Origin of the sequence: Streptomyces sp. NPDC005962 (genome assembly GCF_040629205.1) — a bacterium.
Lineage (GTDB): Bacteria > Actinomycetota > Actinomycetes > Streptomycetales > Streptomycetaceae > Streptomyces.
The window spans coordinates 81,380-104,921 of sequence record NZ_JBEXVE010000008.1 but is presented as its reverse complement, the minus strand read 5'-3'; the positions used below and the strand labels follow the sequence as shown (position 1 = coordinate 104,921).

25 protein-coding genes and 5 pseudogenes are annotated in these 23,542 nt (G+C 68.4%); 17 read left to right on the top strand and 13 right to left on the bottom strand.

The annotated features are described in order from the left end of the window. Positions 1-79 precede the first annotated feature (79 nt). Positions 80-2,014, top strand: a complete 1,935-nt coding sequence (locus ABZ370_RS15860; RefSeq protein WP_358620512.1) for an FHA domain-containing protein — start codon at positions 80-82, stop codon at positions 2,012-2,014. A gap of 85 nt (positions 2,015-2,099) precedes the next feature. On the opposite strand, the pseudogene ABZ370_RS15855 reads toward ABZ370_RS15860, so the two are convergent. Beyond that, positions 2,100-2,573, bottom strand: a pseudogene (locus tag ABZ370_RS15855) (IS5 family transposase); the annotation flags it as partial. A gap of 235 nt (positions 2,574-2,808) precedes the next feature. After that, positions 2,809-3,414, bottom strand: coding sequence for a TetR/AcrR family transcriptional regulator C-terminal ligand-binding domain-containing protein (locus ABZ370_RS15850; RefSeq protein WP_358620511.1), 606 nt, complete (start codon positions 3,412-3,414; stop codon positions 2,809-2,811). Positions 3,415-3,504: 90 nt separating this feature from the next. Here ABZ370_RS15850 and ABZ370_RS15845 point away from each other — a divergent pair, with 90 nt between their 5' ends. The 3 genes and pseudogenes from ABZ370_RS15845 to ABZ370_RS15835 all read left to right on the top strand — a co-directional run. Further along, complete coding sequence (locus tag ABZ370_RS15845) at positions 3,505-4,242, top strand: SDR family oxidoreductase (protein ID WP_358620510.1); 738 nt, start codon at positions 3,505-3,507, stop codon at positions 4,240-4,242. Between the two features lie 10 nt (positions 4,243-4,252). Continuing rightward, entirely contained in the window at positions 4,253-5,140 is an 888-nt protein-coding gene (locus ABZ370_RS15840) for an SDR family NAD(P)-dependent oxidoreductase (RefSeq protein WP_358620509.1), read from the top strand. 3 nt (positions 5,141-5,143) lie between these two features. Beyond that, a pseudogene (locus ABZ370_RS15835) lies at positions 5,144-5,689 on the top strand (PQQ-dependent sugar dehydrogenase); the annotation flags it as partial. Positions 5,690-5,904: 215 nt separating this feature from the next. Here the strand turns inward: ABZ370_RS15835 and ABZ370_RS15830 are convergent. From ABZ370_RS15830 to ABZ370_RS15820, 3 genes are read right to left on the bottom strand one after another with little or no spacing between them, the layout of a single operon-like run. Then, positions 5,905-6,504 carry a cation:proton antiporter gene (locus ABZ370_RS15830; protein WP_358620507.1) on the bottom strand — a complete coding sequence of 200 codons (600 nt, stop codon included), beginning with the start codon at positions 6,502-6,504 and terminating at the stop codon, positions 5,905-5,907. Then, the gene (locus tag ABZ370_RS15825; RefSeq protein ID WP_358620506.1) at positions 6,501-6,710 is read right to left on the bottom strand and encodes a cation:proton antiporter; all 210 of its coding nucleotides are present in this window, start codon (positions 6,708-6,710) and stop codon (positions 6,501-6,503) included. The genes ABZ370_RS15830 and ABZ370_RS15825 overlap by 4 nt, the downstream gene beginning before the upstream one ends. Then, entirely contained in the window at positions 6,674-7,084 is a 411-nt protein-coding gene (locus ABZ370_RS15820) for a cation:proton antiporter (RefSeq protein ID WP_358620505.1), read from the bottom strand. The genes ABZ370_RS15825 and ABZ370_RS15820 overlap by 37 nt, the downstream gene beginning before the upstream one ends. Before the next feature lie 100 nt (positions 7,085-7,184). Here ABZ370_RS15820 and ABZ370_RS15815 point away from each other — a divergent pair. Further along, positions 7,185-7,736, top strand: a pseudogene (locus ABZ370_RS15815) (ISAzo13 family transposase); the annotation flags it as partial. Positions 7,737-7,750: 14 nt separating this feature from the next. Here ABZ370_RS15815 and ABZ370_RS15810 read toward each other — a convergent pair. Continuing rightward, positions 7,751-8,707, bottom strand: a complete 957-nt coding sequence (locus ABZ370_RS15810; protein WP_358620504.1) for an NADP-dependent oxidoreductase — start codon at positions 8,705-8,707, stop codon at positions 7,751-7,753. Between the two features lie 73 nt (positions 8,708-8,780). Here ABZ370_RS15810 and ABZ370_RS15805 point away from each other — a divergent pair, with 73 nt between their 5' ends. Continuing rightward, a complete protein-coding gene (locus ABZ370_RS15805) occupies positions 8,781-9,398 on the top strand; it encodes a helix-turn-helix domain-containing protein (RefSeq protein WP_358620502.1) in 618 nt (205 codons plus the stop codon). Between the two features lie 65 nt (positions 9,399-9,463). On the opposite strand, the gene ABZ370_RS15800 is transcribed toward ABZ370_RS15805, so the two are convergent. Beyond that, positions 9,464-9,964: an NAD(P)H-dependent oxidoreductase gene (locus tag ABZ370_RS15800; RefSeq protein ID WP_358620926.1), complete on the bottom strand. Its 501-nt coding sequence runs from the start codon at positions 9,962-9,964 to the stop codon at positions 9,464-9,466. Between the two features lie 335 nt (positions 9,965-10,299). Between ABZ370_RS15800 and ABZ370_RS15795 the strand changes: the two genes are divergently transcribed. From ABZ370_RS15795 to ABZ370_RS15780, 4 genes and pseudogenes are all read left to right on the top strand, one after another. After that, positions 10,300-10,815: a hypothetical protein gene (locus tag ABZ370_RS15795; protein ID WP_358620501.1), complete on the top strand. Its 516-nt coding sequence runs from the start codon at positions 10,300-10,302 to the stop codon at positions 10,813-10,815. Positions 10,816-11,028: 213 nt separating this feature from the next. Next, on the top strand, positions 11,029-12,156 hold the full coding sequence (locus ABZ370_RS15790; protein WP_358620500.1) for a histidine kinase: 1,128 nt from the start codon (positions 11,029-11,031) through the stop codon (positions 12,154-12,156). Continuing rightward, on the top strand, positions 12,153-12,875 hold the full coding sequence (locus ABZ370_RS15785) for a response regulator transcription factor (RefSeq protein ID WP_358620499.1): 723 nt from the start codon (positions 12,153-12,155) through the stop codon (positions 12,873-12,875). The genes ABZ370_RS15790 and ABZ370_RS15785 overlap by 4 nt, the downstream gene beginning before the upstream one ends. 246 nt (positions 12,876-13,121) lie before the next feature. Next, positions 13,122-13,373: pseudogene (locus ABZ370_RS15780) on the top strand (transcriptional regulator); the annotation flags it as partial. Between the two features lie 100 nt (positions 13,374-13,473). On the opposite strand, the gene ABZ370_RS15775 reads toward ABZ370_RS15780, so the two are convergent. After that, positions 13,474-13,992, bottom strand: coding sequence for an ester cyclase (locus ABZ370_RS15775; RefSeq protein ID WP_358620498.1), 519 nt, complete (start codon positions 13,990-13,992; stop codon positions 13,474-13,476). Positions 13,993-14,055: 63 nt separating this feature from the next. Here ABZ370_RS15775 and ABZ370_RS15770 point away from each other — a divergent pair, with 63 nt between their 5' ends. Beyond that, positions 14,056-14,391 carry a helix-turn-helix domain-containing protein gene (locus ABZ370_RS15770; RefSeq protein ID WP_358620496.1) on the top strand — a complete coding sequence of 112 codons (336 nt, stop codon included), beginning with the start codon at positions 14,056-14,058 and terminating at the stop codon, positions 14,389-14,391. 74 nt (positions 14,392-14,465) lie between these two features. Continuing rightward, positions 14,466-14,654: a hypothetical protein gene (locus tag ABZ370_RS15765; protein ID WP_358620495.1), complete on the top strand. Its 189-nt coding sequence runs from the start codon at positions 14,466-14,468 to the stop codon at positions 14,652-14,654. A gap of 646 nt (positions 14,655-15,300) precedes the next feature. Here ABZ370_RS15765 and ABZ370_RS15760 read toward each other — a convergent pair. Further along, complete coding sequence (locus tag ABZ370_RS15760) at positions 15,301-16,188, bottom strand: GNAT family N-acetyltransferase (RefSeq protein WP_358620493.1); 888 nt, start codon at positions 16,186-16,188, stop codon at positions 15,301-15,303. Positions 16,189-16,266: 78 nt separating this feature from the next. Between ABZ370_RS15760 and ABZ370_RS15755 the strand changes: the two genes are divergently transcribed. The 4 genes and pseudogenes from ABZ370_RS15755 to ABZ370_RS15740 all read left to right on the top strand — a co-directional run. Then, complete coding sequence (locus tag ABZ370_RS15755; protein WP_358620491.1) at positions 16,267-17,259, top strand: NAD-dependent epimerase/dehydratase family protein; 993 nt, start codon at positions 16,267-16,269, stop codon at positions 17,257-17,259. An 88-nt stretch (positions 17,260-17,347) separates the two neighbouring features. Then, the gene (locus ABZ370_RS15750; protein WP_358620490.1) at positions 17,348-18,220 is read left to right on the top strand and encodes a hypothetical protein; all 873 of its coding nucleotides are present in this window, start codon (positions 17,348-17,350) and stop codon (positions 18,218-18,220) included. Beyond that, positions 18,220-18,441, top strand: a complete 222-nt coding sequence (locus tag ABZ370_RS15745; RefSeq protein ID WP_358620489.1) for a hypothetical protein — start codon at positions 18,220-18,222, stop codon at positions 18,439-18,441. The genes ABZ370_RS15750 and ABZ370_RS15745 overlap by 1 nt, the downstream gene beginning before the upstream one ends. Before the next feature lie 24 nt (positions 18,442-18,465). After that, positions 18,466-18,744: pseudogene (locus ABZ370_RS15740) on the top strand (transposase); the annotation flags it as partial. Between the two features lie 129 nt (positions 18,745-18,873). Here the strand turns inward: ABZ370_RS15740 and ABZ370_RS15735 are convergent. After that, positions 18,874-19,491 (bottom strand): SUKH-4 family immunity protein, encoded by a 618-nt coding sequence (locus tag ABZ370_RS15735; RefSeq protein ID WP_358620924.1) that lies wholly within the window; start codon positions 19,489-19,491, stop codon positions 18,874-18,876. A 217-nt stretch (positions 19,492-19,708) separates the two neighbouring features. After that, positions 19,709-20,479: a PIG-L family deacetylase gene (locus ABZ370_RS15730; protein ID WP_358620487.1), complete on the bottom strand. Its 771-nt coding sequence runs from the start codon at positions 20,477-20,479 to the stop codon at positions 19,709-19,711. Between the two features lie 370 nt (positions 20,480-20,849). Here ABZ370_RS15730 and ABZ370_RS15725 point away from each other — a divergent pair, with 370 nt between their 5' ends. Then, complete coding sequence (locus ABZ370_RS15725; protein WP_358620486.1) at positions 20,850-22,388, top strand: FAD-dependent monooxygenase; 1,539 nt, start codon at positions 20,850-20,852, stop codon at positions 22,386-22,388. A 9-nt stretch (positions 22,389-22,397) separates the two neighbouring features. Here the strand turns inward: ABZ370_RS15725 and ABZ370_RS15720 are convergent, their stop codons facing one another. Both ABZ370_RS15720 and ABZ370_RS15715 read right to left on the bottom strand, forming a co-directional pair. Then, complete coding sequence (locus tag ABZ370_RS15720) at positions 22,398-22,607, bottom strand: DUF397 domain-containing protein (RefSeq protein WP_358620484.1); 210 nt, start codon at positions 22,605-22,607, stop codon at positions 22,398-22,400. Positions 22,608-22,679: 72 nt separating this feature from the next. Then, positions 22,680-23,531: a helix-turn-helix transcriptional regulator gene (locus tag ABZ370_RS15715; protein ID WP_358620482.1), complete on the bottom strand. Its 852-nt coding sequence runs from the start codon at positions 23,529-23,531 to the stop codon at positions 22,680-22,682. Positions 23,532-23,542: the final 11 nt, after the last annotated feature.

Here is a 23,542-nt window from a genome sequence, read left to right as displayed (position 1 = left end):
ACAGCTTCGTCCTCATGCCGAGTCAGCCGCCTCACGCGGCCTCTGTTTCCCTGTTGAGTGTCGTCCGCTAGGAGTAGCCGTGCCATCGGTCATCGTGGGGCAAACGGGTCCCTTCACTGGTCAGAGTGTGGTGCTGAGCGCCGCTCCTCTGACGTTCGGCCGCAAGAGCGACAACGATGTCGTGATCGTCAGTGTCAGTGCCTCCCGTCTGCACGCCGAAATCGCGGCGGAGGACGCCGGCTTCGTCCTGTACGACCGCAGCCGCAACGGCACCTTCGTCAACGATCAGCGCGTCACACGGCATGTACTGCGTGCCAACGACCGCATCCGGATCGGTGAGGAGACCTTCCTCTTCGAGTCGCAGGACGCCATGGAGACGGTCATGGACCTCTCCCTCCTCGACATGCCCCGGGCCGAGGCATCCGCGGATCCCGGCCTGCTCCGCGTCACGATCACGGGCGGGGGTCCGGTCGGCCTCGCCTTCGCGCTGATGCTGGAGAACATGCTGCGCGGGCGGGTCGCCATCAAGATCTACGAAAGCCGGTGGATCAAGAACGGCTCCTCTGTGGTCTGGAAGGACGAGACCCACGGAAACACCCGTCGTCAACAGGTCGTGACCATCCAGAGCCGGCAGTACCTCGCTCTGCCCGAGGAGATGCAGTCGGCGCTGTTCGACTCAGGTGACTTCGCGGAGATGTGGCCCGTCGGACCGGACTCCGTGGAGGGCCGGCCTCCCCGCAACATCCGGATCGCCTACATCGAGGACCGCCTGCTGGAGCTGGCGAACAAGAGCACCGCGATCCGGCTCGTGCCGCAACGGTTCGACCCGTCGGAGCACCAGGGCCGGCTCTCACAGGAACACGTCCTGGTGGTCTGCGAGGGCGGACGGTCCCGTACGCGGGAGCACTACAGCGACCGCTTCGGCGCGGCCGACGCCTCGATCTACTCCCTCGAAGGCGACCATCTGCAGGACGTGGTGCTGGGGCTACGGGTGAAGTCCCCGCTGTCCGACCCGATGAGCGTTCTGCTGACCGTGTCGCAGAACAGGTTCCTTCTCAACTCGCTTCGCGGCGAAGGCTTCTTGAACATGCGCCTCACCCGCGAGGAGGCCAAGAATGTCGTCGGCATCGACCCGGTCCGCCAGGTCTTCGAGGAGTGCATCGCCGCTCGTCCCTGTGTCATGAGCCGTGAGGAGGACAACGAGTTCCGCTGCCCCTCGCACGGAACCCTCTTCCTGCCCGCCCTGCTGCGCAGCTCGCCCCTGTGGAAGCGGATCAGGGAGGGCCTGAAGCTGTACGGCATGACCGAGGACGCTCTCACCGCGGTCACGTCGTTCCGACTGGACATGGTGCAGCGCCCACGGTTCACGGCGCAGCTGACCCGCCCGAGCCCGACGAGCCCCGGCACGTACGGCTTCCTGCTGGGCGACGCGGCCAACGCCATCCACTTCTGGCCGGGCCGCGGCCTCAACAGCGGTCTCGCGTCCGCCACTTCGCTCGCTCGCTCCCTCAGCCGAGCGTGGCAGGGAAAGCCGCTGCGTGACGCCGACTTCATCCGGCACGAGGCGGCGATGTCCATGCTTCAGTACCGGCACAAGAGCCGGGCCTGGAACGCCATGGTCACCACCGACGAACAGGGCGCCACCCACGCCATCAAGGACATCATCGCCCGCAGTATGGAATCGGCTCCCGCCGACGGCTCCGAGTCTCAGCAGGCGCACCTCGACGCCCTGTTGGAGAGAATGAGTGCGATACGCGCGCGGCTCGCGCCGCGCCTCCCCGGCATGCCCACCGACGAGGAACTGCGCAGCCACCTCTCGGCGTTGGATCCCGCCACGCTGCGCACGCTCCAGGAAGGCGGCGCGTGGGACACCTTGATCGTCGGCGGCGAGGAGGCCGACGTCGATCTCTTCTACCAGTCGGATGCCCCCGTCTACGTTCCTCGCCCCGCCGACCCGCGAAACATGTCGTCGGGTCTCGCACCGCAGGAAGCCGCATCCGTGAATCCGGCCTGAGGGTGGGTGCGCAGGGCTTCGGCGTAGTCGCTTGATGTCCGGTTCGTGATCACCCGAGGCCTAGGGCCTGTTGCGGAAGTGCTGGTCAAAGACACTCGTTGATGGCTGCGACCAACACTGTCGCCTCGTAGCGCACAGCCGACTTGTCGTACCTGGTGGCCACCGCGCGATGCCTTTTCAGCCGGTTGATCCCGCGCTCCACCGCGTGGCGCTCCTTGTAGTCCTCCTTGCCGAAGGCCGGCGGCCGGCCGCCTCGGGAGCCGAGCTTCTTGCGGTTGCGGACCTGGTCGGCCTTCTCCGGAATGGTGCATCCGATCCTGCGTCTGCGCAGGTAGGAGCGGTTCGCGCGAGAGCCGTAGGCTTTGTCGGCACGCACCCTGGCCGGTTTGGTGCGCGGTCGTCCGGGACCGGCGCGGGGGACGCGGATGCGTTCGAGGACAGGCTGGAACTGCGGGCTGTCGTGCTGGTGCCCGGCAGTGATCAGCAGCGACAGCGGCTTCTGCCCCTGCTCGGTCGCGAGGTGGATCTTCGCGGTCAGGCCGCCTCGGGAGCGTCCGAGGCCGTGGTCGTCCGGCTCGGTGTCGATCCCGCCGGGCGACTCGCGCTACTCAGGGGGAGGCCCCCGGGTCGATGAGTCGGATGGGTAACTGATCAAGCGTCAGATGTACGGCAGGGCCGGCTTCCGCCTCCTCCGCCACCGCATCCTGCTCAACTGATCCATCCCAGCGAGCGATCAACATCTACGAAAATCTCGGCAGAGCCTGATTCATGACACTCCCCCCTGCTGCAGGCGGTCATGTTGTGTGGGGTGTTGCGCCGTGGAGTGCTTGGTCGACGAGGCGTTCGGCGAGGGTGTCGTCGAAGGGGACTTTGAGTACGAGGAGTCGGTGGTAGCAGGCGCCCCAGAGTTGGTCGACGATGATGTCGAGGTCGGCGTCCTGGCGTAGCTGGCCTTGCTCCTGGGCGGTGCGCAGGCGTACGCGGGCGAGTTCGCGGCGGGGCAGGGCATAGCTGTTTGACCAGGCGTGTGCGAGGTCGGGGTCCGTCTGGGAGGCGCCGACGAGTTCGGAGACGGGTTTTGCTGCGCCTTCGTCGGTGAGCCAGCGGATGAAGGAACTGAGCTGGGTGATCAGGTCGGTGCGGAGGTCGCCGGTGTCGGGAAACTGCAGGGTGCGGTCGCTCTGGGTGAAGTATGCCTCGGCGGCGAGGGCGCCCGGTGAGGGCCACCATTTATAGAGGGTCATCTTGCTTGATCCGGCTTCGGTGGCGACGCGGTCGAAGGTGACGGCTCGCAGGCCCTCGGTGAGCAGGATGTGTCCCGTTGCCGCGAGTACGCCGGCGCGGACTTCCGCGGCCGGCCTGCGGCCTCGTCCCCGGCGGGCGGCAGTGTTCTGGGACATGGGCAATCTCCTTTGTGGACTGCTTGTACATTTCTGTGTATCGTGGCTAGTGGACAGTTCGTCCATATCCATCATACGGAGGTTTGGGCCATGGTGACCAACACTGGCCGCGTTGCGGTCGTCACCGGCGGATCCGGCAGCATCGGCAGGGCGTGCGTGGAGCGCCTGGCCGCCGACGGCTTGTCGGTCCTGATCCACTTCGCGGGCGCCGAGGACCGAGCTGAGGAGACCGCGAGCGCGCTGACCCGTGCCGGAGTCCCGGCCGTCGCCGTGGGCGGCGACGTAGCGGACGAAGCAGCCATGACCGCGGTCTTCGACATCGCGGACAGGGAACTCGGCGGCGTCGACGTCGTCGTCCACACGGCGGGCATCATGCCGCTCGCCCCCATCGCGCAGATGGATCTGGAAACCTTCGACCGCATCCAGCGCACCAACGTGCGCGGCACCTTCGTCGTCGACCAGCTCGCCGCACAGCGTGTCCGCAAAGGCGGATCGATCATCAATTTCTCCACGTCGGTAACCCGGCTACACATCCCCACCTACGGCGCCTACGCGGCCTCCAAGGGCGCAGTCGAGGCACTCACGCTCATCCTCGCCCGCGAACTGCGGGGCCGGGACATCACCGTCAACGCCGTCGCTCCCGGACCCACCGCCAGCCCTCTGTTCTTCAAGGGCAAGAGCCAGGAAGTCGTCGACCAGATCGCCAACGCCAACCCCATGCAGCGCCTGGGCACACCCGACGACATCGCCGAAACAGTGTCCTTCCTCGCCGGCCCCGCCCGCTGGGTCAACGGCCAGGTTCTCCACACCAACGGCGCCATGGCCTGAGGGGACAGGCATGTCAACCGTACTGATCACAGGATCATCCACCGGTATCGGACGCCGAACTGCGAAAACGCTGGCCGTCGCCGGCCACACCGTGTACGCGACGATGCGGGACCCCGGCAACCGCGACGCCGGCGCTGTGTCCGATCTCAAGGCTCTCGCACGCTCCCGGGGTTGGAAGCTGCGGGTCGTCGAGCTCGACGTGACATCCCAGGCGTCTGCAGACGCCGCCGTCGGGCACGTTCTCGACGAGACCGACGGTCTCGATGCCGTCGTGCACAACGCGGGACACCTGTACATCGGGTACGTCGAGGCGTTCACCGACAACGACGTGAGCCACCTGCTGGATGTCAACACCATCGGCGCTCACCGGGTGAACCGCGCTGCACTGCCGCACATGCGCTCCCGCCGTTCCGGCACGCTGCTGTACGTCGGCAGCACCATCCAGGTGACCACTCCACCGTTCCTCGGCCCCTACGTGGCCTCCAAGGCCGCCTTCGACGCACTAGCTGTGGTCACCTCCTACGAGGTGTCGCAGTTCGGCATCGAGACGTCGATCGTGATGCCCGGCGCGATCACCCAGGGGACTCATCACTTTCCTGGGGCCAGCCACGCCAGCGACCTGAGAGTGGCGGTGCAATACGCCGAGTTGGACCCACTGGTCGAGCGTACGCACGAGGCGCACGAGCAGCTTTTCGCGCCGGGCACGACAGCCGATCCGCAGAGCGTCGCGGACGAGATCGAGCGCATCCTCGCCCTGCCGGTCGGGAGCAAGCCCTTCCGTTCGGTGGTGGACGCGGCTGAGGCCGGCGTCGACCACGTCATGGCGTTCAGCGACCTGACACGCGAGGCCTTCGTACGGCGGCTCGGGTTCGCCGAAACACTGACGGTGAAGTCATGAATAGTGTGTCACGTGGGTGGAGCGGGAGCCGTGGGGCTGACCTTCTTGCCCGACGGCTCGGCGCTGGTCTCCGAACGGATCACCGGTGAGATCCTGCGCGTACCTGCCGACGGCGGTGACGCCCGCACGGTGGGGGCCGTCCCTGATGTGAGCGCCACATCAGAGGGAGGACTCCTCGGCATCGTCGCCTCGCCCGACTTCGCCGACGATCGCACGATCTACGCCTCGGTCTCCGGCGCAAGCGAGAACCGTGTCGTCGCGCTCACGATCGTCGCGGACTACGACGCCCTCGCCCTCAAACGGGTTCTGCTCGAAGGCATCCAGACTGCCGACCGCCACCACGGTGGCCGGTTTGTCATCGGTCCCGACGGCCACCTGTGGATCGGCACCGGCGACGCCTTCGAACCCGAAAACGGCGCGGACGACAACTCCCTCAACGGCAAGATCCCGCGCATCGCTACCGACGGCTCCGTACCGCGAGACAACCCTAAAGACTCACCGGTCTACTCCAGCGGGCACCGCAACTGTCAGGGCATCACCTTCGGGCCGGACGACACTGCTTACGCCTCCGAACTCGGCCACCGCACCTGGGACGAGGTCAACGTGCTCCGCCTACGCCGAAGGATCCCTGTGGATCGGCGCCCTCGGCGGCCAGCGGCTGTGGCAACTCCCCGTCGACGGCCAGGCCGCCACCGCCGAGCCCATCGCCTACTACCAAGGCGAATACGGTGCGGGGTCGTCGCCGGGGACCTTCACGGTGCGGATCACGGCCGGCCGCGACGACCCTGCAGCAGCAGGGTCGTCGCGGCCACCACGAATGCCATCAGGATCAACTGCGGCCGGTACGGGGTGTCTTCGGGCAGAGTCTGTGCCGCGGCCACGGTGATCGCGCCGCGCGTACCGGACCAGGCGAGCACGACACCGCCGCGCCAGCCCAGTGTCTCGTTGAGCCGGAACGCGATGTCGGCCCCGGCCCGGGTGGCCCGGCGCTCGATCCGCTGCTTCTTGCACGGGCCGAACCGCTCGGTGAGGTCGAAGGTCGCCAGGCGTTCCTGCCAGCCCTCGATGAACGGCTTGGTCGCGGCGGCACGCCGTTCGTCGCGCCGCACCATCGCCACTGGCGGGGCTACGAAGAGCATGCGGACCACGATCACGAATCCGGTCAGGGCGAGCCCGTAGAGGAAGGCCCGCCAGGCACCGATGCCGTTGGCGTGCGTGTAGGCCTCGTCGGTCAGGGTTTTCAGGCTCAGCCCCATCAGCAGGAAGATCGCGCTTCCCAGCAGGAAGGCGAGCGTGCGCCAGTTCATCTCCTCGCTGAGGCGGTCCTGCGCGCGCAGCAGCCGGGGCGCGAGATGGCCGGTCACAGGCCCGTCACCACCACGGCGAGGACCCCCGACGTGTCGAGCTCCTCCGTGGGCACATACGCCACGAAGGGCACCACGAACGAGATCGCCGTGTTCAGGACGGTGTCGTCGAGCAGGGCCCGGACCTTGACGTTCACCACACCGACGACCATGCCGATCGCCACCGCGATCACCACGGAGAGCAGGAACTTCCCGCCACGCTCCACACCGACACCGAGGCGGCCAGCGCGGCGATCGCCGAACGCGGCAGCACCAGGGCCGAGGCGTCATTGACCAGGCCCTCGCCCTCCAGGAGGGTCAACAGCCGTGCGGGAAGGCCAAGTTTGCGGCCCACGGACGTCGCCGCGACCGCGTCGGTCGGGCTGATCACCGCGCCGATCGCGAACGCGGTAGGCCAGCCCAGGTCGGGCACCAGCAGATGGGCGAGCCAGCCCGCGCCCAGCGTCGTGACCACGACGAGCAGGACGGCGAGCCCGCCGATGGTACGCAGGTCGCGGCGGAAGTCCGTCGCGGGCATGTTCACGGCGGCCGAGTACAGCAGCGGCTGGCGCTGGCCGCCGAGGCCCGGCTGTTGGGGCACGGCGGGGTGAGGGCCGTCGCCCGTGCCGCGGGGGTGAGCGAGGCGACGGTGCGCAAGGGAGTCTTGCGACCGCCGCCGTCCCGGCGGACCCGGCCATCGAAGGGTCAGCGACGCTGAACTGAACGCGGTGCCGCTGACCGGCCATGCCTTCCACGGGGAATGGAACTACACCGTGCATCCCCGGCCCACCGAGCCGACGGACCCTGGCAAACCAACCGCCCGCCTCGACCGCGAGTCCCTGGCACACCCCGCCTTGACCGGTATGACCAGCACCGAACTGACCGCACTGACCACAGCCCTGGCCTCGCCCTGGCAGGCGCTGCACGCTCCGGACCGCACTACCCGACGCGAAGGCGGCATCCGACGCCGAGCCCCGGGCGGCGGCCGCAAAGCCAAACTCGACCTGGCCGACCGCGTCCTGGCCACCGTGCTGCACCAGCGCCTTGGCCTGTCGCCCACTGTGCTCGCCCGCCTGTTCACGGTCAGCAAGAACACCATCCGCGAGGCCATCGGCGAGATCAGACAGCTCATGGACCAGCACGGGCACACCCCCGGCCCCGCGGCGGCACACCTGACCACCCTCACCGGCCTCCACGTCTACGCAACCGCACACGGCATCGCCCTCACGACAGAGACCAAACCACCGTGTTGATTCTTTACGAGCCCTTAGAGGTCGATGACGACCTTGCCCTTCACGCGCCGGCCGGCCTGGAGCTCGACCGCGCGGCGGATCTCCTCGATCGCGAAACTCGCCTCGATAGGCACGCGGAGTCGACCCGCCGCAACCAGGCGCGCGATCTCTTCCAGGGTGCCGGGAGCCGCGTTCGCGCCGTTGGCCGCCGTCACGCCGTCGATCTGTGCTGCGATGGTACAGATCCGCTTGTCCGGGACGCCGAGTTCCCGTGCGACGTGCACGGTCTCCTCTCCGTGCAGGTCCATGGCGGCGGTGACGCCGTCGGGAGCGAGGGCACGGACCCGGTTGGCCAGGCCGTCGCCGTAGACGACCGGTTCGGCTCCGATTTCGCGCAGGTAGTCGGCCGAGGACGGCGATCCCGTCCCGATCACGCGCGCTCCGGCGATCCGGGCGAGCTGGACGGCGAACACTCCGACCCCACCTCCGGCGCCGCCGATCAGCACGGTGTCGTCCGGACCGGGGTTGATCGCGGCGAGGGCGGCGGATGCCGTGCGGCCCGCGATCGTGAGGGTGGCGGCGATGCGGTCGTCGACGCCGTCGGGCGTGTGGTGGGCCTCGTTCGCCGCGGTGTCCCCGGATGAGTCGACCACCACGAAGTCGGCGACCGCGCGGGACAGGGCGCTCCCGAACGCCCGGTCGCCGGACGTGAAGCCGCTCACCCCGTCGCCGACCTGGTCGACCACTCCCGCGTAGTCGGTCCCGAAGCCGACCGGCAGGGTCAGGCCGAACCGGGCGGCGGTGTCCGCGTCGGCGGTCATGAACCAGTCCATCGGATTCAGACCGGCCGCGGTGACCCGCACACGGACCTGTCCCGGGCCGGCCTGCGGTGCGGGAACCTCGCGGACGTCCAGGACGTCGGGGCCGCCGAATGCATCGAGCTGGACCGCCCTGCTGCGACCCGTCGGCGTCTGATTGCTCTGTTCCTGCATGTTCCTCTGTCTCCTTGGACCTGCGTACGCAGTGGACGCGCGGACGCACTGAAGCGGACTATGCTCCGTTTATATGGATGACCGTAACACAAACGGAGCGCGCTCCGTTTCGACTGACGCGGAGATACGCGCGCCACGGGCGGACGCGGCCCGCAATCGTGACCAGCTGCTCGCGGTGGCGACTCGCGTGTTCGCCTCGGCGGACGCCGAGCCGTCGATGCGCCTGATCGCCCGCGAGGCCGGGGTCGGCATCGCCACGCTCTACCGGCACTTCCCGACCCGCGAATCACTGGTCGACGCGGTCTACCGGGACCAGGTCGTGCGGCTGACAAACGGCGCCCACGAGCTGCTCGGTCGGCTGGCCCCGGCTGCGGCAATGCGGCGCTGGATGGACTTGTTCGGGGACTGGATCGCGACCAAGAACGGCATGCTCGACACGCTGCTCGCGATGATCGAGTCGGGTGAGATCGCCCATGCGCAGACTCGGACCGAGCTCCTGGCGGCCATCACCAGGATGCTCGACGCCGGCCGCGCGGCGGGCGACCTCCGCTCCGACGTCACCGCCGAAGACATCGCCGCCGCCCTCATCGGCATCTTCACCGTGGCCCCCCGACCCGAGCGCGAAGCTCAGGCCGGCCGCCTGCTGAACCTCCTGATGGACGGCCTCCGGGCCACGGACCGGCCAGCCTGAGCCCGGATCGAGGCCGACGCATCTGGGCTCTGCCCGACTGGCGCCAGGCGGCTGCTGACCGCCGATTACTGCTGGTCGTCGGTGAGGAGCTCGGTCGGCTGGGCGTCCACCAGTCGTACCTGCTCGGTGAACGGCTGCAAGGTGGCGGCGACGTCCGTGAGTTGCTCGTCCTCGTCGACGTCGGCGTCGGTGACGACCAGCTCGAGGTTCTGGTCGATGATGCGCATGTGCAGCCCTTGGAGCACACCGCGCAGCTGGGCGGCGGCCCGGTTGCCGCCGCGGGTGCCGTAACTGGCGACGGCGGCGGGCTTGTCGCGCCACTCCGCGTAGAGGAAGTCGAGGGCGTTCTTCAGAACCGCGGGGTAGCCCCAGTTGTACTGCGGGAAGACGAAGAGAAACCCGTCGTAGCCGCTGGCCGTCCGGCTCCAGCGGCGCGTGTGCTCGTACTGACCGAGGGCGGGCTTGCGCGGCTCGTCCAGGAACGGCAGCGCGACCTCGGCGAGGTCCGCGGGCTCGTAGGTGAGACGGCTGTTCTGCTGGGCTGTCTTGAGTACCCGCCCGGCGATCTCGGGAGATGCGGGTCGGTCGGGTGCTGCCGATGACGACCGCGATGCGAACGGGCCGCACGCCGGGCCGTTTCCCGGTTGAACGAACTCGGCTACCGCGTCACCCTCGACCCGATGGACGCTGCTGGATGAACGAGTGTGGCCGAAGCCCGGCGGAGATGACTCCGACCGGGCCGGGGCGGACGCCCCGGCCCGCGAGCTCTACCCGCTCGGCCACGGGCTGACGTAACCCGGGCGGTCTCGTGCGTCAACCCGTGGGTTGACGCCTGGTATCAAACCAGGAGTCAACCCGCGGGCCGAGGCCGTGCGGCGCCGCGGGCGGCAAGCTCTCCCCCATGACGACGACTGACTACCTCATCTCCGCCGCCCTGATCCTTCTGGTGATTCCGCAGATGCGCGGCGGCCGTCTGACGCCCCGCACGCTCCTGCTGCCGCTGGTGTCCGTCAGCGCCGCGGCCGCGCACTACCTTCATTCCTTCCCGACCGAGGGCCACGACGTCCAGCTGGACCTCTTCGGCGTCACGCTGGGCATAGTGCTCGGGCTGGCCAGTGGACTGGCCACCCGCGTCAGCCTGACCGAGGACGGCGCCGCGTACTCCAAAGCCGGGTGGCTGGCCGCCCTTCTGTGGGTGCTGGGCATGGGCGCGCGCTCGGCCTTCGTGTACTGGGCCGAGCACAGCGGCGCTCACAGCATTGCGCAGTTCAGCCGCGACAACCTGATCACCGGCACCGCCGCCTGGACCGCCGCGCTGCTGCTGATGGCCGTCACTCAGGTGGTGTGCCGCCTGGTGGTGGTGCGCGTCCGGGCCTACCGGCTTACCTCCCCCCTTGTCACCCCCGCCGTGGCCTGAAGCGTGGCACCCAGCAGACCGCCGCTCGCAACACACGCCGCCCTGGCCCGGTTCCGCGTTCGCGGGCCCGGGCCGGGCTTTGCGATCAGCGGCGCAGCGTGCATCTATTCTTCAGAAGTGACGGACACACTTCAGCCGACGGGCCCGGTCAGTCCACGGCTGGCCGTGGCTCTTGCCAGTGCCCGGGAGCGACGCGAAGGCAGGGGCCGGCGTATGCAGCCCGTGTTGTGGGGAGTCATGGCCGCCATCGCCGTCCAGTCCCTGCACGCTTCCCCCGCCCCCGGCGTCAGAGGCGGGCACCTGGCAGTCTCCCTGGTGCTCGTCGGCTGTCTGCTGCCCATGGCCGCGGTCGCGTCGAACCTGTGGCCCCTCACCGGTCGCCCTGCCCGCTGCCTGGTGTTCTGCGTGCTGGTGGACGGCTTCGGGTTTGCTCTGGGTATCCTGCAGCCCGGCTCGATGTCCACCCTGCCACCGTCCGTCGTGGTCCTGATGGCCTTCCTCATCCTGGAGCGACGGGCGGCCACTGTGCTCGCGGTCGTCGTCATGGGCTGTCTGACCGGCGCGGCGGCCGCCGGGTTGGACGGCGGTACCGACAACTTCCTGCATCAGGTCCTGTTCGGCGTCCTCCTGGCCGTCGTGGGCATCGTGGTGCGGCAGTCGATCATCAACGAGGTGGCCGTCACCGTGCTGCTGGCCCAGCTCGAGGACGCCCGGGAGGCGGAGACCGAGGCGGCGGCGCTGGCCGAACGCACCCGTATCGCCCAGGATCTGCACGACGTTCTCGCCCATACCCTGTCCGGACTGGCCGTACAGATACAGGCCGCCCGGCGGATGGCCCGGCGCGACCAGGTGAGCGGGGATCTGCGGGGGCTGCTGGACCGGGCCGGTGGGCTGGTCAAGGAGGGTGTGGCCGATGCACGCCGGGCTGTGCGGGCGCTGCGCGGCGAGCGCGTGCCCTCTCTCGAGCGGCTGCCCGAACTGGTCGTACGCTATCGGGTTGACCTGGAGCTCGACGTGACGCTGTCCGTGATCGGGCCGCACCGGGAGCTGCAGCCCGACGTTGGTGAAGCCCTGTACCGCGGTGTGCAGGAGGCGTTGACCAATACGGTCCGCTACGCACGCGACGCGCAGGCCACGGTGACACTCGTCTATGAGCCCAGTGCCACAATCCTGACCGTCGAAGACCGCCGCACCGGGCCGGGACCGGTCCGGGCGGCACTGGTCGAAGGCTCCGGCCTGGGGCTGACCGGCATGCGCGAACGCGTGACCGGGGTCGGCGGCACCCTGCACGCGGGGCCGACAGCGCATGGATGGGAAGTACGGATGGAGATACCCGCGTGACGGATCCCGGCGAGACGGCATCTGACGGCGAGAAGATCAAAGTACTGGTCGCGGACGATCAGCAGATCGTACGCAAGGGCCTGGTCTTGCTGATCGACATGCTGGACGGCATCGAGGTGGTCGGCGCAGCCCGTGACGGTGCGGAAGCGGTGCTGCTCGCCGGACAACTGGCCCCGGACGTAGTACTGATGGACCTGAACATGCCGGTCCTCAACGGTGTCGCTGCCACTGCGACACTGCGTGAGCAGGTACCCGGCTGCAAGATACTCGTGCTGACCACCTACGCCGACGACGACTCCGTCTTCCCGGCACTGCAGGCGGGAGCGCGGGGCTATCTCACCAAGGACACCGACGACGACGCGATCGAGGACGCCATCCGCAGCGTCCACGATGGCCGTATCTGGCTCGATCCTGAGGTACAGGCCCGCCTGGTCGCGGCCGTGCAGACCAGCGAGGTTGCACCGCCCGCCGCGCAGCGAAAACAGGCCCACACGCCGCAAACTCCCGCACCTTCCGACGTTCTGACCCCGCGCGAGACCCAGGTACTCATCCTCATCGCCCGGGGCCTGTCCAACGCGGAGATCTGTGCCCGGCTCGTCGTCAGCCCGGCCACGGTGAAGACGCACATCAACCGCATCTTCACCAAGATAGGCGTAGCCGACCGTGCCCAGGCCGTCGGCTACGCCTATCGCAACAACCTGGTCGAGCCCTGGGACTAAAGACGCCACGACGGACGGCGGCGGGCAATGGCCCGCCGCCGTCCCAGTTCGGCGAATGTCGGTCGCCGAGCATCCCGCACATGCCTGCGGAGCCGGCCTGACCCTGGAGAGCGCCCCCGCCGGAAAACTCGATTCGGCCACTATGACCGCGCATGACCGCGCTCGTCCAAGTGCAACGACACCTTGCGGGCTTGCTCGCTGCGGGAGGCACCGAGAGCACATGACGTTGTTGGGCGCGATCTCCAAGAGGTCGCCACCACCCAGACCCGGGACCTGTCGACCTGGCTCGGCAACCGCCAGGCATGGCCGGAGGAATGGAACCGCACCTGGGACATGAGCAGCGCGACACTACGGCTGACACCCGAGCTCACCCAAGAGCTCGTCGAGAAGATGCACGCCCTCGTCGACACCTACCGCGACCGGGCCGCCGACGAGGACGACGTCAACACCGCCCAGGTGCACATCCACACCCACGCGTTTCCCCTCACCACGGAGTGACCCAAAGAGATAGGGGCACCCCCCGGCCGGACCAGCTCGCCCAGGCCGCCTGAACAGCAACGGCCTCACGGGCGGCCGTCGCCCGAGAAGATCTCGACCATCACGCAGGCTGCGTGCCCGTGCTGATCTGCTGGGTGAGCTTGAGCATTTCTTCGATGTGGTACATCTCGCTGATCTTGCCGTCGACAATGCGCACGATGTTCTGGCCCTGGAAATCGACCGGGTTGCCGCTGGCGGCGAACCCGAACGCGTCTCCGGTGTGGGTCGCGGTCAGCTGCCACTGGAGGACGACCCAGCCGCCAGGCAGCTCCTCCTGGAACAGGATCCGGATCTGCCTGTTGGTGAATCCGTCACGGGTCGCGGCGATCAGCGCACGTATGCCGTCGACGCCCGAGACGGCATCGAAAGCGGGGTTGTGATCGATCAGATCAGGGGCGAACACCTCATCCGCCCCGGCGACGTCCCCGGCGACGTACAGCTCCAGCTCGCGCGCGGCGACCCGCAACGCGGTGGTCGTGGCCGAGCGCACCATCTCGCTTGCGGTGTTGGCCGTAGTGATCGCGGGCATGTCGTCCTCCATGTTGTGTGGTGCGGGCTGACCACGAAACGCGTAGGTCATGGACCTATTAGTGCACACACCGCACCGGTTACATCAACTGCACTAATGGCATAAACTCGAACCATGACTGCTGACCGTCTTCCGGAGTGCGGCGTCCCCCGGTTCATCACCCTGCTCGACGGGCCGTGGGCCACCCTTATCGTGCGCGAACTCCTGCGCGGACCCCACCGCTTCACAGAGTTGCGCGACGCCCTGCCCGGCATCAGCCCGCACACCCTGACCGGCCGGCTGCGCCGGTTCGAGCGACACGGCATCGTCCTGCGCACCGCCTATTCGGAGATTCCCCCACGGGTCGAGTACCGGCTCACTCCCCTCGGTGAAGGACTGCGCGCTGTCCTCGACACCATGGCCACCTGGGCCCTGACAGTCCCCGACGGCGAGCCAGCAACCACCGAGTGACCGTAGAAGTCGACTGACAGGCGGTTACTCAGCGTCGCCGCATCATCAGTCAGGGCTTAAAAGGCCACAGTCCGATGCACCCCGAGACTCACCTCGCACTGCACCATGTCCGCGCCGCCGAACTCCGCGCCGAAGCCGCCGCGTACCGCCTCGCCGCAGCGGCCAGACACCCCCGGGACCTCCGTACCCGTCTCGGCTGGACCCTCGTGGAAATCGGCCTGCGGCTGGCTGCCACCCCCAAGACAGCAGCCGCCATTCCATAGCCCTCTTCCGCGACCGCCGCCCCCATGGGGAAACATGATCGCGAAGATGGGGAATTGGGTGACGCCGAACCCACCTGAGGTGGGGAATTGCATGACCGTCGACAGGGGGATAGCGGACGTTCAGCCGAACGTGTCAACCATGTCCAGAGCACAAACGGTTAAGCATCTCCTGAGACCTCACACCGACAGCCTCCTTCCTCAAGTACGAGCCGCTCTCGACTCGTCAGCCGAACGCGTCGGTTTCGCTCAGGACGATTGGTCTTCGCCTGCCCGCAGCAGCGCTGCCATGCCCACCCATGACCGACGAAGCCGGTGCCAAGCGGAAGCTCGGCTCGGACCCCGGGTCGATCGCAACGTCGGATTTCAGGGGAGGTGGCGATCTCAAGTACCGCAACCGAAGCATGTGAACTGAGGTGCTTCACCAACTGCGAGTTAGTGCCTATTTGTATCCCTCGGCACGCCTCTGGCCAGGCGTTTTGTGTGGTTGGTCGAGAGTGAGGTCAAACGGCGGCGGTGAATAGGGTTAAGAACGGCAATCGAAGCATGTCTCAGTACGTGCTGCGCTCGCTGATCAGCGAGTAAGCAGCGCCGCTCCGGCCGTACGGACGGGCCGCACCCCGCACTGGGGTGCGGCCCGTCCCGCGCTCTACAGGAACGAGCTGGAGGGGACGTACGGCTCCGGAGGCCGCATCCCGCGCAAGCACACATAGCCCCCGGTGGACACTTCGAGACCCGCCTCGAGGCCGACGTCCACCGCCCACTGCTGCTCGGCCGTCAGGCTCGCCACGCGCGCGTCGGTGCCCTCCGGCAGGCACAGCAGCGCGGCGGTCAGCAGCCGTTTCGCCAGCCGCCGCGAGGTGGCCGCCACCAGCTCGACCTTGCCGTCCTCGGCCACGTAGCAGTACCCGCTGCCCGCCAGGTCGTCCACGACCAGGAGGTGCCGCTGACGGCAGAGCAGCTCGTGGTCCGGCCCGTGCGCCCCGCCCCTGAGGCGGCGGTCCACGGAGTCCAGCAGGTCCCGGTGCCGGGCCAGCCCTTCGTGCACGGCGCCGTCGGGCGGCGAGAGGCGCGCCTTGGTGTCGCCGTCGATGGTCCCGCGCAACCGCATCGCCGGATGCAGGGTGAACCCGGCCTGCCGGTAGGTGGCCGCCGCGCGCGTGTTCTCCGACCCGACGATGATCCCGCGCAGACACGCCCGCCCATAGCCGAGCGCCGCCGCCAGCAGCTCCTTGCCCACCCCCCGCCCCTGCGCCCGGGGCAGCACCGCGAACATCGACAGCCCCCAGGTCCCCTCGCGGCGCGAGGACAGCACCGCCCCGACCGGCATGCCCCCGTCGTCCATGGCGATCCAGCAGCCGCCGGGGTCGGTGGCGGCCAGATGGCGGTAACGGCTGCGCACGGTGGTCACGTACTGCGGAGGCCACCCGCTGTCGGCCTCACCCGCGAGGGCATCGGAGTCGCCGAAGGCGGCAGCGGCCACTTCCCAGACCGCTTCGGCGTCCGCCTCGGTGTCACGTAGCTGGCGGAGGATCATGCGCACCATCATGGCGCGGAATCTGCTGAGAGCCGACCCGCCGGGCCCAACCGGTCCCGGCCGGGCAGACTCGCCGTCATGAGGCTTCTGATGCTGGGCGGAACGGAATTCGTGGGGCATACGGTCACCGAGGCGGCCCTGGCCCGCGGCTGGCAGGTCACGGTCTTCCACCGCGGCCGCCACGCCCCACCACCGGGCGCCACCGCGCTGCGCGGCGACCGCACCGCGCCCGGCGGGCTCACCGCCCTCGAACACGGCACGTGGGACGCCGTCGTGGACACCTGGTCCGGCGCCCCCTCGGCCGTACGCGACACCGCCCGGCTCCTCGCCGGGCGCGTCCGTACATACGCGTACGTCTCCAGCCGCTCCGTCCACCCCTTCCCGGCCCCGGCCGGACTGGCCGAGGACGGCCCGCTGGTGGAGGCGTCCCCGGACGACGGCGGTGACACCGACTACGCCCGCGCCAAGCGGGGCGGCGAACTCGCCGCGCTCGCCGCCTTCGGCGACCACGCGCTGCTGGCCCGGGCCGGGCTGATCCTCGGCCCGTACGAGAACATCGGCCGCCTGCCCTGGTGGCTGACCCGCATCGCCCGAGGCGGCCCGGTCCTCGCCCCCGGCCCCCGCGACCTCCCGCTGCAGTACATCGACGCCCGCGACCTGGCCGCCTGGCTCCTGGACGCCGCCGAACGCGGCCTCGGCGGCCCGTACAACCTGGTCAGCCCGCCGGGCCACACGACGATGGGCGAACTCCTGGACACCTGCGTACGCGTCACCGGCTCATCCGCCGAACTGCGCTGGACCGCCCCTGACCGCATCCTGGCCGCCGACATCGCCCCCTGGACCGACCTCCCGATCTGGCTCCCCCCGGGCGAACTGCACGACACGCTGCACGCCGCCGATGTCTCGAAGGCACTCACGGCCGGTCTGCGCTGCCGTCCCATCGCCGACACGGTGACCGCCACCTGGGCCTGGCTACGCACCCTGGACGGCCAGGCACCGCAGCGTGCGGACCGACCTCGGGTGGGGCTCGATCCGCAGCGGGAGGCGGAGGTGCTGAGAGGGGCCGCCTGAGGTCAACGTGAAAAGCTGCTGCATACGTTCGAGTGAAGCGACGGCAAATGCCATCGACACTTGCCGTTACGTCTTTAGCGTTCAGCGCATGGTCAGTTCCTCACACGAAGCCCTCCACCGGATTTTCCAGGAGGACACCGGGGCCGTAGTCCGAGCGCTCAGACAGCTACTCGGCGTCCCGTTCCCGGAACCGGACAGGGCATTTCTCATCAGTCCGGATCTCACCGAGATCGCACCGGTCGAAAGACGCGTGGACACATTGCTCCAGGTCGAGACCAAGAACGACGGCACGTACTTATTCGCCATCGAGTCGCAGAGCAGGAGAGATCCGAAGAAGCCCGCGGCCTGGGCCTACTATCTCTCGTACATGCACGCGAAGTTCGGTCACCAGCCGGTGCTGATCGTGCTCTGTCCGGATGAGTCCACGGCCCGCTGGGCCGCCCGCCCGATCACACTCGGCATCCCCGACTATCCGTCTCTGACGGTCCACCCACTCGTTCTCGGTCCCGGCAACGTTCCGGTCATCACGGATGCGAAAGAGGTGGCCCGGGATATCCCGATCGCTGCCTTCGCTGCGATGACGCATAGTAGGGATGAAAACGTCGATGGCATACTGAAGGTGCTGGCGACCGCACTCACCAAGACGCTGCCCATCGAAGAGGCGACCATGTACGCCGAGCTCGTCGCAGCGGGACTCGGCAACACCCCGGCAAGACAGATTTGGAGCGATCTGATGTCCGCGCTGCTGGATTTCTTCCGTTCTGACCACGCACAGCGGGCCTTCGCTGTGGTTCGGGCTGAAAAGGGTGCGAAGGATGTTCTGCGGGTGCTCAGCCGTCGAGGGCTTGAGGTCACCGCCGAGGCCCGTGAGCGCATCCAGTCGTGCAGGGATCTGGACCTCCTCGACACCTGGCTGGATCGGGCCGTGACCGCCTCTCGCGTCGAGGAATTGTTCGACTGATGCCCGCGCTGATGAACTTCTTCCGTTCCCAGCAAGCCCAGCATGCCTTCGCGGAGGTGCGCGCCGGCGATCTGCTACGAGTCCTCAAGGGTCGGGGGCTTGAGGTCACTGCTGAGACGCGTGAGCGCATCGAGTCGTGCAAGGACATGGATGTCCTTGGTACCTGGCTGGACCGAGCTGCGACCGCCTCTCGCTCGGAGGAGCTGTTCGCCGACGCCTAAGACGCCGATTCTGATGGCGAGACCAAACTGCACGCTGACCAGGGCTACGACTACGCTCATCTGCGTCGATGGCTCCTTCGGCGCGGCATTCGCCACCGCGTCGCCCGCAAGGGCATCGAGTCTTCACACCATCTCGGCCGGCACCGTCGGGTCGTCGAGAGGACGGTGTCCTGGCTGGTGGGCTGCCGTCGGCTCCACCGCCGCTACGAGCGAAAGGCTGAGCACTTCCTCGCCTTCGTCGGGATCGCGGCAGCCCTGATCTGCCACCGGCATCTGATCAATGGAGCAGTGTCTCGTGCATGACGCGCCTACTAGGCCGGGGCCAGGCAGAGTGTGGAGTCTGTCGTGCAGGTCGAGGAGGATAACGGTCCGCGCGAAGGCGGCCTGCGCACCGCGCAGACCGCGCGGTGCGTGTGCGACATCGGAAGGGGGTCACCCGTAGAGCGAGCGGGCTCCCGGACTGTTGCCCTTGAAGCGCTGGCCCATGGCGATCTCATCGCCCACTACCGACCAGACGGTCTCGTCGTCCTGGAAGGGAAGCGGGTCGATGCTGCTCGTCTCCTCACGGATGCGATCGACCTCGCCGTCCAGGTGCTCGAAGTCGGCTTCCTCCTCGTCCTCGTCGCCGCTGAAGGTGAACTCCTCGAGCAGACGCTGGAGCCGGAAGGTGACCTGGACGAGGGAGGAGACGTCCGTGTGGAGTTCGACCACGGTCTCCTCGTCGGGGTCGAAGGCGTGCACCTTGCCCGATACCGGGTCGAGAGCGAGGTGCGCGTTGAGCAGCCAGCCGATGATGGGCCAGTCACGCGCGCCCTCCGCGGCGTCCTCGAAGTCCTCGATGTAGACGACGTCCTGGACGAGGGGCAGCAGGCCGTCGTCCTCGTCGGGCTGACGCAGCAGGAGCGTCCCAGTTGGGACGCCGACGTTCTGCAGGAGGCGGGCGCCCTCGGTGTCCGCGGCGGCGGGCGGGAAGGCGGTGGCGGGCAGGGTCGCGAGCCGGTCCTCGCCGAAAATGTCGGCGAGTTCGCTGCGGGCGACGTCGAAAAGCACTGTCGGAACTCCGAACTCGGCGGCGGCACGTGCGCTGTGGGACTTGCGGATCGAGGCGCTTCCGGCGACGCCAATGCCGCCCCGCCTGCTCACCTCCCTCTTACGGAACGAACTTGTTGTCCGAGGGCGAGGAGTTCCACATCTCCGACCGGCGAGCAGCATGCCCCCCTGAACGAACCAGTCGGTCCAGTGCGGTGTACCGCCAACAGAAACGGCGTCAAGGCTGCGACGGTCCGATGGGGGAGACGTCGATGAACCACTCTCGGCCGAGTAGCAGGCCGAAGAGCGGGGGCGGGAGCCGGAGCAGCTTTTGCATGACGGGGCTCAGCTGGCTCGTGCCGTTGAATTGGGACTGGTGGGCCGCCAGAGCCGCCTGCTTCTGGCGGGCGTAGCGGCTTACGTCGATGCGGTGGGTGATGTCCGACCGGGGGCTGAAGCGGGTGCTCAGCTCGTCGGGGGAGAAGCGGAGGGGCACCCTCAGGCGGTGGGCCAGCCGGACCAGGCGTTCGGCGGTGTCGCGGGGCAGCGTGGCCTCCAGCACCCTCGGCGTCTTGGCCAGTTCGGCGGCCCGGCGGCCGACCTGGTGGACCTTGATGTGGTCGCGGTGGCCGTAGCCGCCGTGGGGGTCGTAGTGGAGCAGCATCGACGCGTCCTCGTCGCGGAGGATCGTGGCCAGGCGCTCGGCGGCCTCCTCCGTGTCGGCGCGGACGAAGCGTGCGCGGTCCGGCGGGTCGGGGTAGAGGATCGGGCCGTGGCCGCTGTCCGCGTAGCCGAGGTGGACGACGCGGTCGACGCCCAACAAAGCGGCGCTGGTGCGCAGTTCGTGCAGGCGGGGTGATTCGACCTCCGTTGGCGCGGCGTCCATCAGGCCGTCCGTGGCGACGACGACCACCACCCGGTGCCCCTCGTGCGAGAGCCGGGCGAGCGTGCCGCCGGTCAGCAGCGCCTCGTCATCGGGGTGGGCGTGGAATGCCAAGACGGTAGCCATGCGGTCCATCCTGGCATTCGTCGGGCGTCAGAGCGTCGCGGTATCGCGGATGTCCGGTCGGCGATGGGCGCGGCGTGCCTGACCGGACTCTGTCGCCCGATTCCAGGGAGCGGCTGACGGGCGGGTTCTCGCAGCGGGATGGTGTTGAGGACGCACACCTCCCGGCAGCGTTCCCGGCCCGGGGCGGACCGGGCCCCGGTGGTGGAACCCGCAGGGTGCGCAGTGGTCGCGCAGCACGTTCGGGCGTACGCCGAGGCGCTGGCATTGCGGCCGGTCACCAGGTGCGGCAGATTGACCTCACCGAGTGTCCCGATAGATCCGAGGTGAGCAGCAGGAGCTCGACATGCCCGTAGCAAACACCGAGGTAGCTGTGTTGATCGTCGGCGCTGGGCCAGTCGGCCTCACCGCCCGAGCGCTACTGGAGCGGTGGGGCGTGAGGGTATTGCTGGTCGAGAAACACGGCGGGCTGTCACCCTTTCCCCGGGCCCGGCTGGTCAACATGCGCTCGATGGAGATCTATCGTCAGCTCGGACTCGCCGCCAAGATCACGGGCAACGCGTTCGCACCGGCGTATGGCCGCATCCGCTTCCGTGACACCCTGCACGACCGCGACTTCGCCACGGCGGCGATGGTCGGCGTCAACGCGCCGGTACCCGAGAGCCCCGTGATCGGTGTGGTCACCTCGCAGGATCGCTTGGAACCCACTCTGCTTGCCGCAGCAGACGCGCACGTGCGGTTCGGGGTCGAGCTCATCGGCCTGACCGAGGAAACCGACAGCGTCGTGGCCTCGCTCGTCGACCACCAACGCGGTGGCAAGACCTCCGTACGTGCCCGTTATGTACTCGCCGCCGACGGCGCGAACTCCACCGTCCGACAACTGCTCGGAATCAGCACCACTGGTCCCGGAGCGATGGGGGGCTTCACCACCGTCCTCTTCGACGCCGATCTCAATCGCTGGTGCGCCCGCCAGCCCGCCGGGGTCTACTTCACCGCGCACGGATTATTCGCCCCGCTGTACCCCGAACGAGGCTGGGCCTGGTCCCTTCCCACACCCGAAGACGCCGCGCACGCCGACTGGCCCGAACTCCTCTCGCGCGCCCTCGGCCCAAGCGCCGACGTACGAGCCGACGCGTTGCGGGTCGAGCACTGGGTGATGAATGCGTTCGTCGCCGAACGCTTCCGTCACGGCCGGATACTGCTGGCCGGCGATGCCGCCCACGCGATCCCCATCATCGGCGGCCTGGGCATGAACACCGGCATCGCCGATGCTCACAACCTGTGCTGGAAACTGGCGGGCGTTCTCCACGGGTGGGCCGAACCGAGCCTGTTGGAGACCTACGAGGCGGAGCGACTACCCGTCGCCCATCAGACGCTCCGCCAAGCAGTGGCCAACACCCGGCTCATGCTCCAGGTACAGAACCGACGCCGCGAGCAGCGCCAACTCGGCGACACGACACCGGCACACGTCGAACCCCCCTGGTCGGACCGGTACTTCGCCCAGCTCGGTCTCGTGCTCGGCGTCACCTACCGCTCCGACGCCGTCCTCACCGACGCCCCACCCGAGCCATCCGACACGACCACGGATTATGTCCCCACCGCAGAACCAGGCCGTCGCATGCCACACCTGTGGCTCACACACAACCGATCGACACTCGACGCCTTGGGCGAATGGTTCACCTTGCTCGCCCCGGACCCCACCCACTGGGCACCACAGACCCCCGCACCATGGCCGCTGCGGATCGAGACCCTTCCCGGCGAACACACCGATCCTTGCGGTCTCCGCCCGGATGGAGCGTTGCTCATCCGGCCTGACGGCCACATCGCCGCCCGCTGGCGCGACCGCCCACTGAGCGACGCCACCCTCCACCACGCCCTGACCGCGATCACCCGCCCCACATCGCCCAGCTGACTCCGATTCCTACCGGTCCTGGGCGAGCCCGTCGAACGCGCCAGCCTTCGCGGCGCGTATGAAGGCGTCGAGGGTGGCGGGGGTGGTGGTGAGGATGACGTCCGGCTCGTCGCTCTCCCGGAGCGCGATGGTGTGGGGCGCGGGGGCGGCGACGTAGAGGCAGTTGGACCCTTGGGCGCTGAAGGAAGACTTTTGCCAGTCGGCGGACACTCTGGTCATGTAGACACAGTTGGAGCCTTCGTGGCTGTATGAGGATTTGCGCCAGACTAGCGTGGACACTCGCGTTTCCCTTCAGGTGCTCTGCGCGATCCGATGGATGAGGTCGCGGGACGCGGTCGGCTTGAGGGCATGGCTCTCCATGCGGTCCAGCACGCTCCGGTAGTTTACGAGTTGGGCCTCCGCGTTGAGCAACTCGTTGCCGTGGTCCGTGTCGAGCTGGACGGTATCGAGTTGCGGTACTGCGCCGCCGAGGTAGTCGACGGACTGGCCGGAGCCGGGAAGAGGGCCAGCGCCGAACGGGATCACCACGATGGTGATGCTTTCCCGCTCGCTCATCTCGATGAGGTGCTGAAGCTGCCCACGGGCCACCGTGGAGCCGCCGTACCCCATGTGGAGAGCCGCTTCGTGAATGATCGCCGTCATCGGGGTCGGAGCGTCCCCGTAGAGAATCGCCTGCCTCTTGATGCGGTGTGAGACGCGGTGTTCCACCTCGTACGGCGCGAGCTGTGGGATTCCCGCGTTGAAGACCACGCGGGCGTGTTCGGTGGTCTGGAGCAACCCTGGGATGTGGACCATGGTGGCGACGCGTACGTACGTGGCGTGATGTTCCACCTCGGCCAGATCGAGCAGCCCGACCGGCAGCAACTCGCGGTACTCCTCCCACCACCCTCGCGTGCGCGTGCCGGTCATGGCGGCGAGTGCGTCGATGCATTCCTGGTCCCCGCACGAGTACAGGCGAGCCAGGGTCCGGACGCGATCAGCGCTCACTCCGTGGCGGCCCGCCTCGATGTTGCTGATCTGGGTCTGGTTGCCGCCGAGCAGACCCGCCGCGGTCGCGGCCGACATCCCTGCGTGCTCACGGAGCTTGCGGAGTTCGGCTCCCAGGCGTTGTCGGCGCGCGGTTGGTGGGTTGCTTGCTGGCATGACGTTCCCTC

Coding starts and splice junctions, on each gene's coding strand:
- ABZ370_RS15850 (WP_358620511.1), bottom strand. CDS start 3,414: ATGTCCCAGAACACTGCCGCCCGCCGGGGACGAGGCCGCAGGCCGGCC.
- ABZ370_RS15845 (WP_358620510.1), top strand. CDS start 3,505: ATGGTGACCAACACTGGCCGCGTTGCGGTCGTCACCGGCGGATCCGGC.
- ABZ370_RS15840 (WP_358620509.1), top strand. CDS start 4,253: ATGTCAACCGTACTGATCACAGGATCATCCACCGGTATCGGACGCCGA.
- ABZ370_RS15810 (WP_358620504.1), bottom strand. CDS start 8,707: ATGCAGGAACAGAGCAATCAGACGCCGACGGGTCGCAGCAGGGCGGTC.
- ABZ370_RS15805 (WP_358620502.1), top strand. CDS start 8,781: ATGGATGACCGTAACACAAACGGAGCGCGCTCCGTTTCGACTGACGCG.
- ABZ370_RS15795 (WP_358620501.1), top strand. CDS start 10,300: ATGACGACGACTGACTACCTCATCTCCGCCGCCCTGATCCTTCTGGTG.
- ABZ370_RS15790 (WP_358620500.1), top strand. CDS start 11,029: ATGCAGCCCGTGTTGTGGGGAGTCATGGCCGCCATCGCCGTCCAGTCC.
- ABZ370_RS15775 (WP_358620498.1), bottom strand. CDS start 13,992: ATGACCTACGCGTTTCGTGGTCAGCCCGCACCACACAACATGGAGGAC.
- ABZ370_RS15770 (WP_358620496.1), top strand. CDS start 14,056: ATGACTGCTGACCGTCTTCCGGAGTGCGGCGTCCCCCGGTTCATCACC.
- ABZ370_RS15765 (WP_358620495.1), top strand. CDS start 14,466: ATGCACCCCGAGACTCACCTCGCACTGCACCATGTCCGCGCCGCCGAA.
- ABZ370_RS15760 (WP_358620493.1), bottom strand. CDS start 16,188: ATGATCCTCCGCCAGCTACGTGACACCGAGGCGGACGCCGAAGCGGTC.
- ABZ370_RS15755 (WP_358620491.1), top strand. CDS start 16,267: ATGAGGCTTCTGATGCTGGGCGGAACGGAATTCGTGGGGCATACGGTC.
- ABZ370_RS15750 (WP_358620490.1), top strand. CDS start 17,348: ATGGTCAGTTCCTCACACGAAGCCCTCCACCGGATTTTCCAGGAGGAC.
- ABZ370_RS15745 (WP_358620489.1), top strand. CDS start 18,220: ATGCCCGCGCTGATGAACTTCTTCCGTTCCCAGCAAGCCCAGCATGCC.
- ABZ370_RS15730 (WP_358620487.1), bottom strand. CDS start 20,479: ATGGCTACCGTCTTGGCATTCCACGCCCACCCCGATGACGAGGCGCTG.
- ABZ370_RS15720 (WP_358620484.1), bottom strand. CDS start 22,607: ATGACCAGAGTGTCCGCCGACTGGCAAAAGTCTTCCTTCAGCGCCCAA.
- ABZ370_RS15715 (WP_358620482.1), bottom strand. CDS start 23,531: ATGCCAGCAAGCAACCCACCAACCGCGCGCCGACAACGCCTGGGAGCC.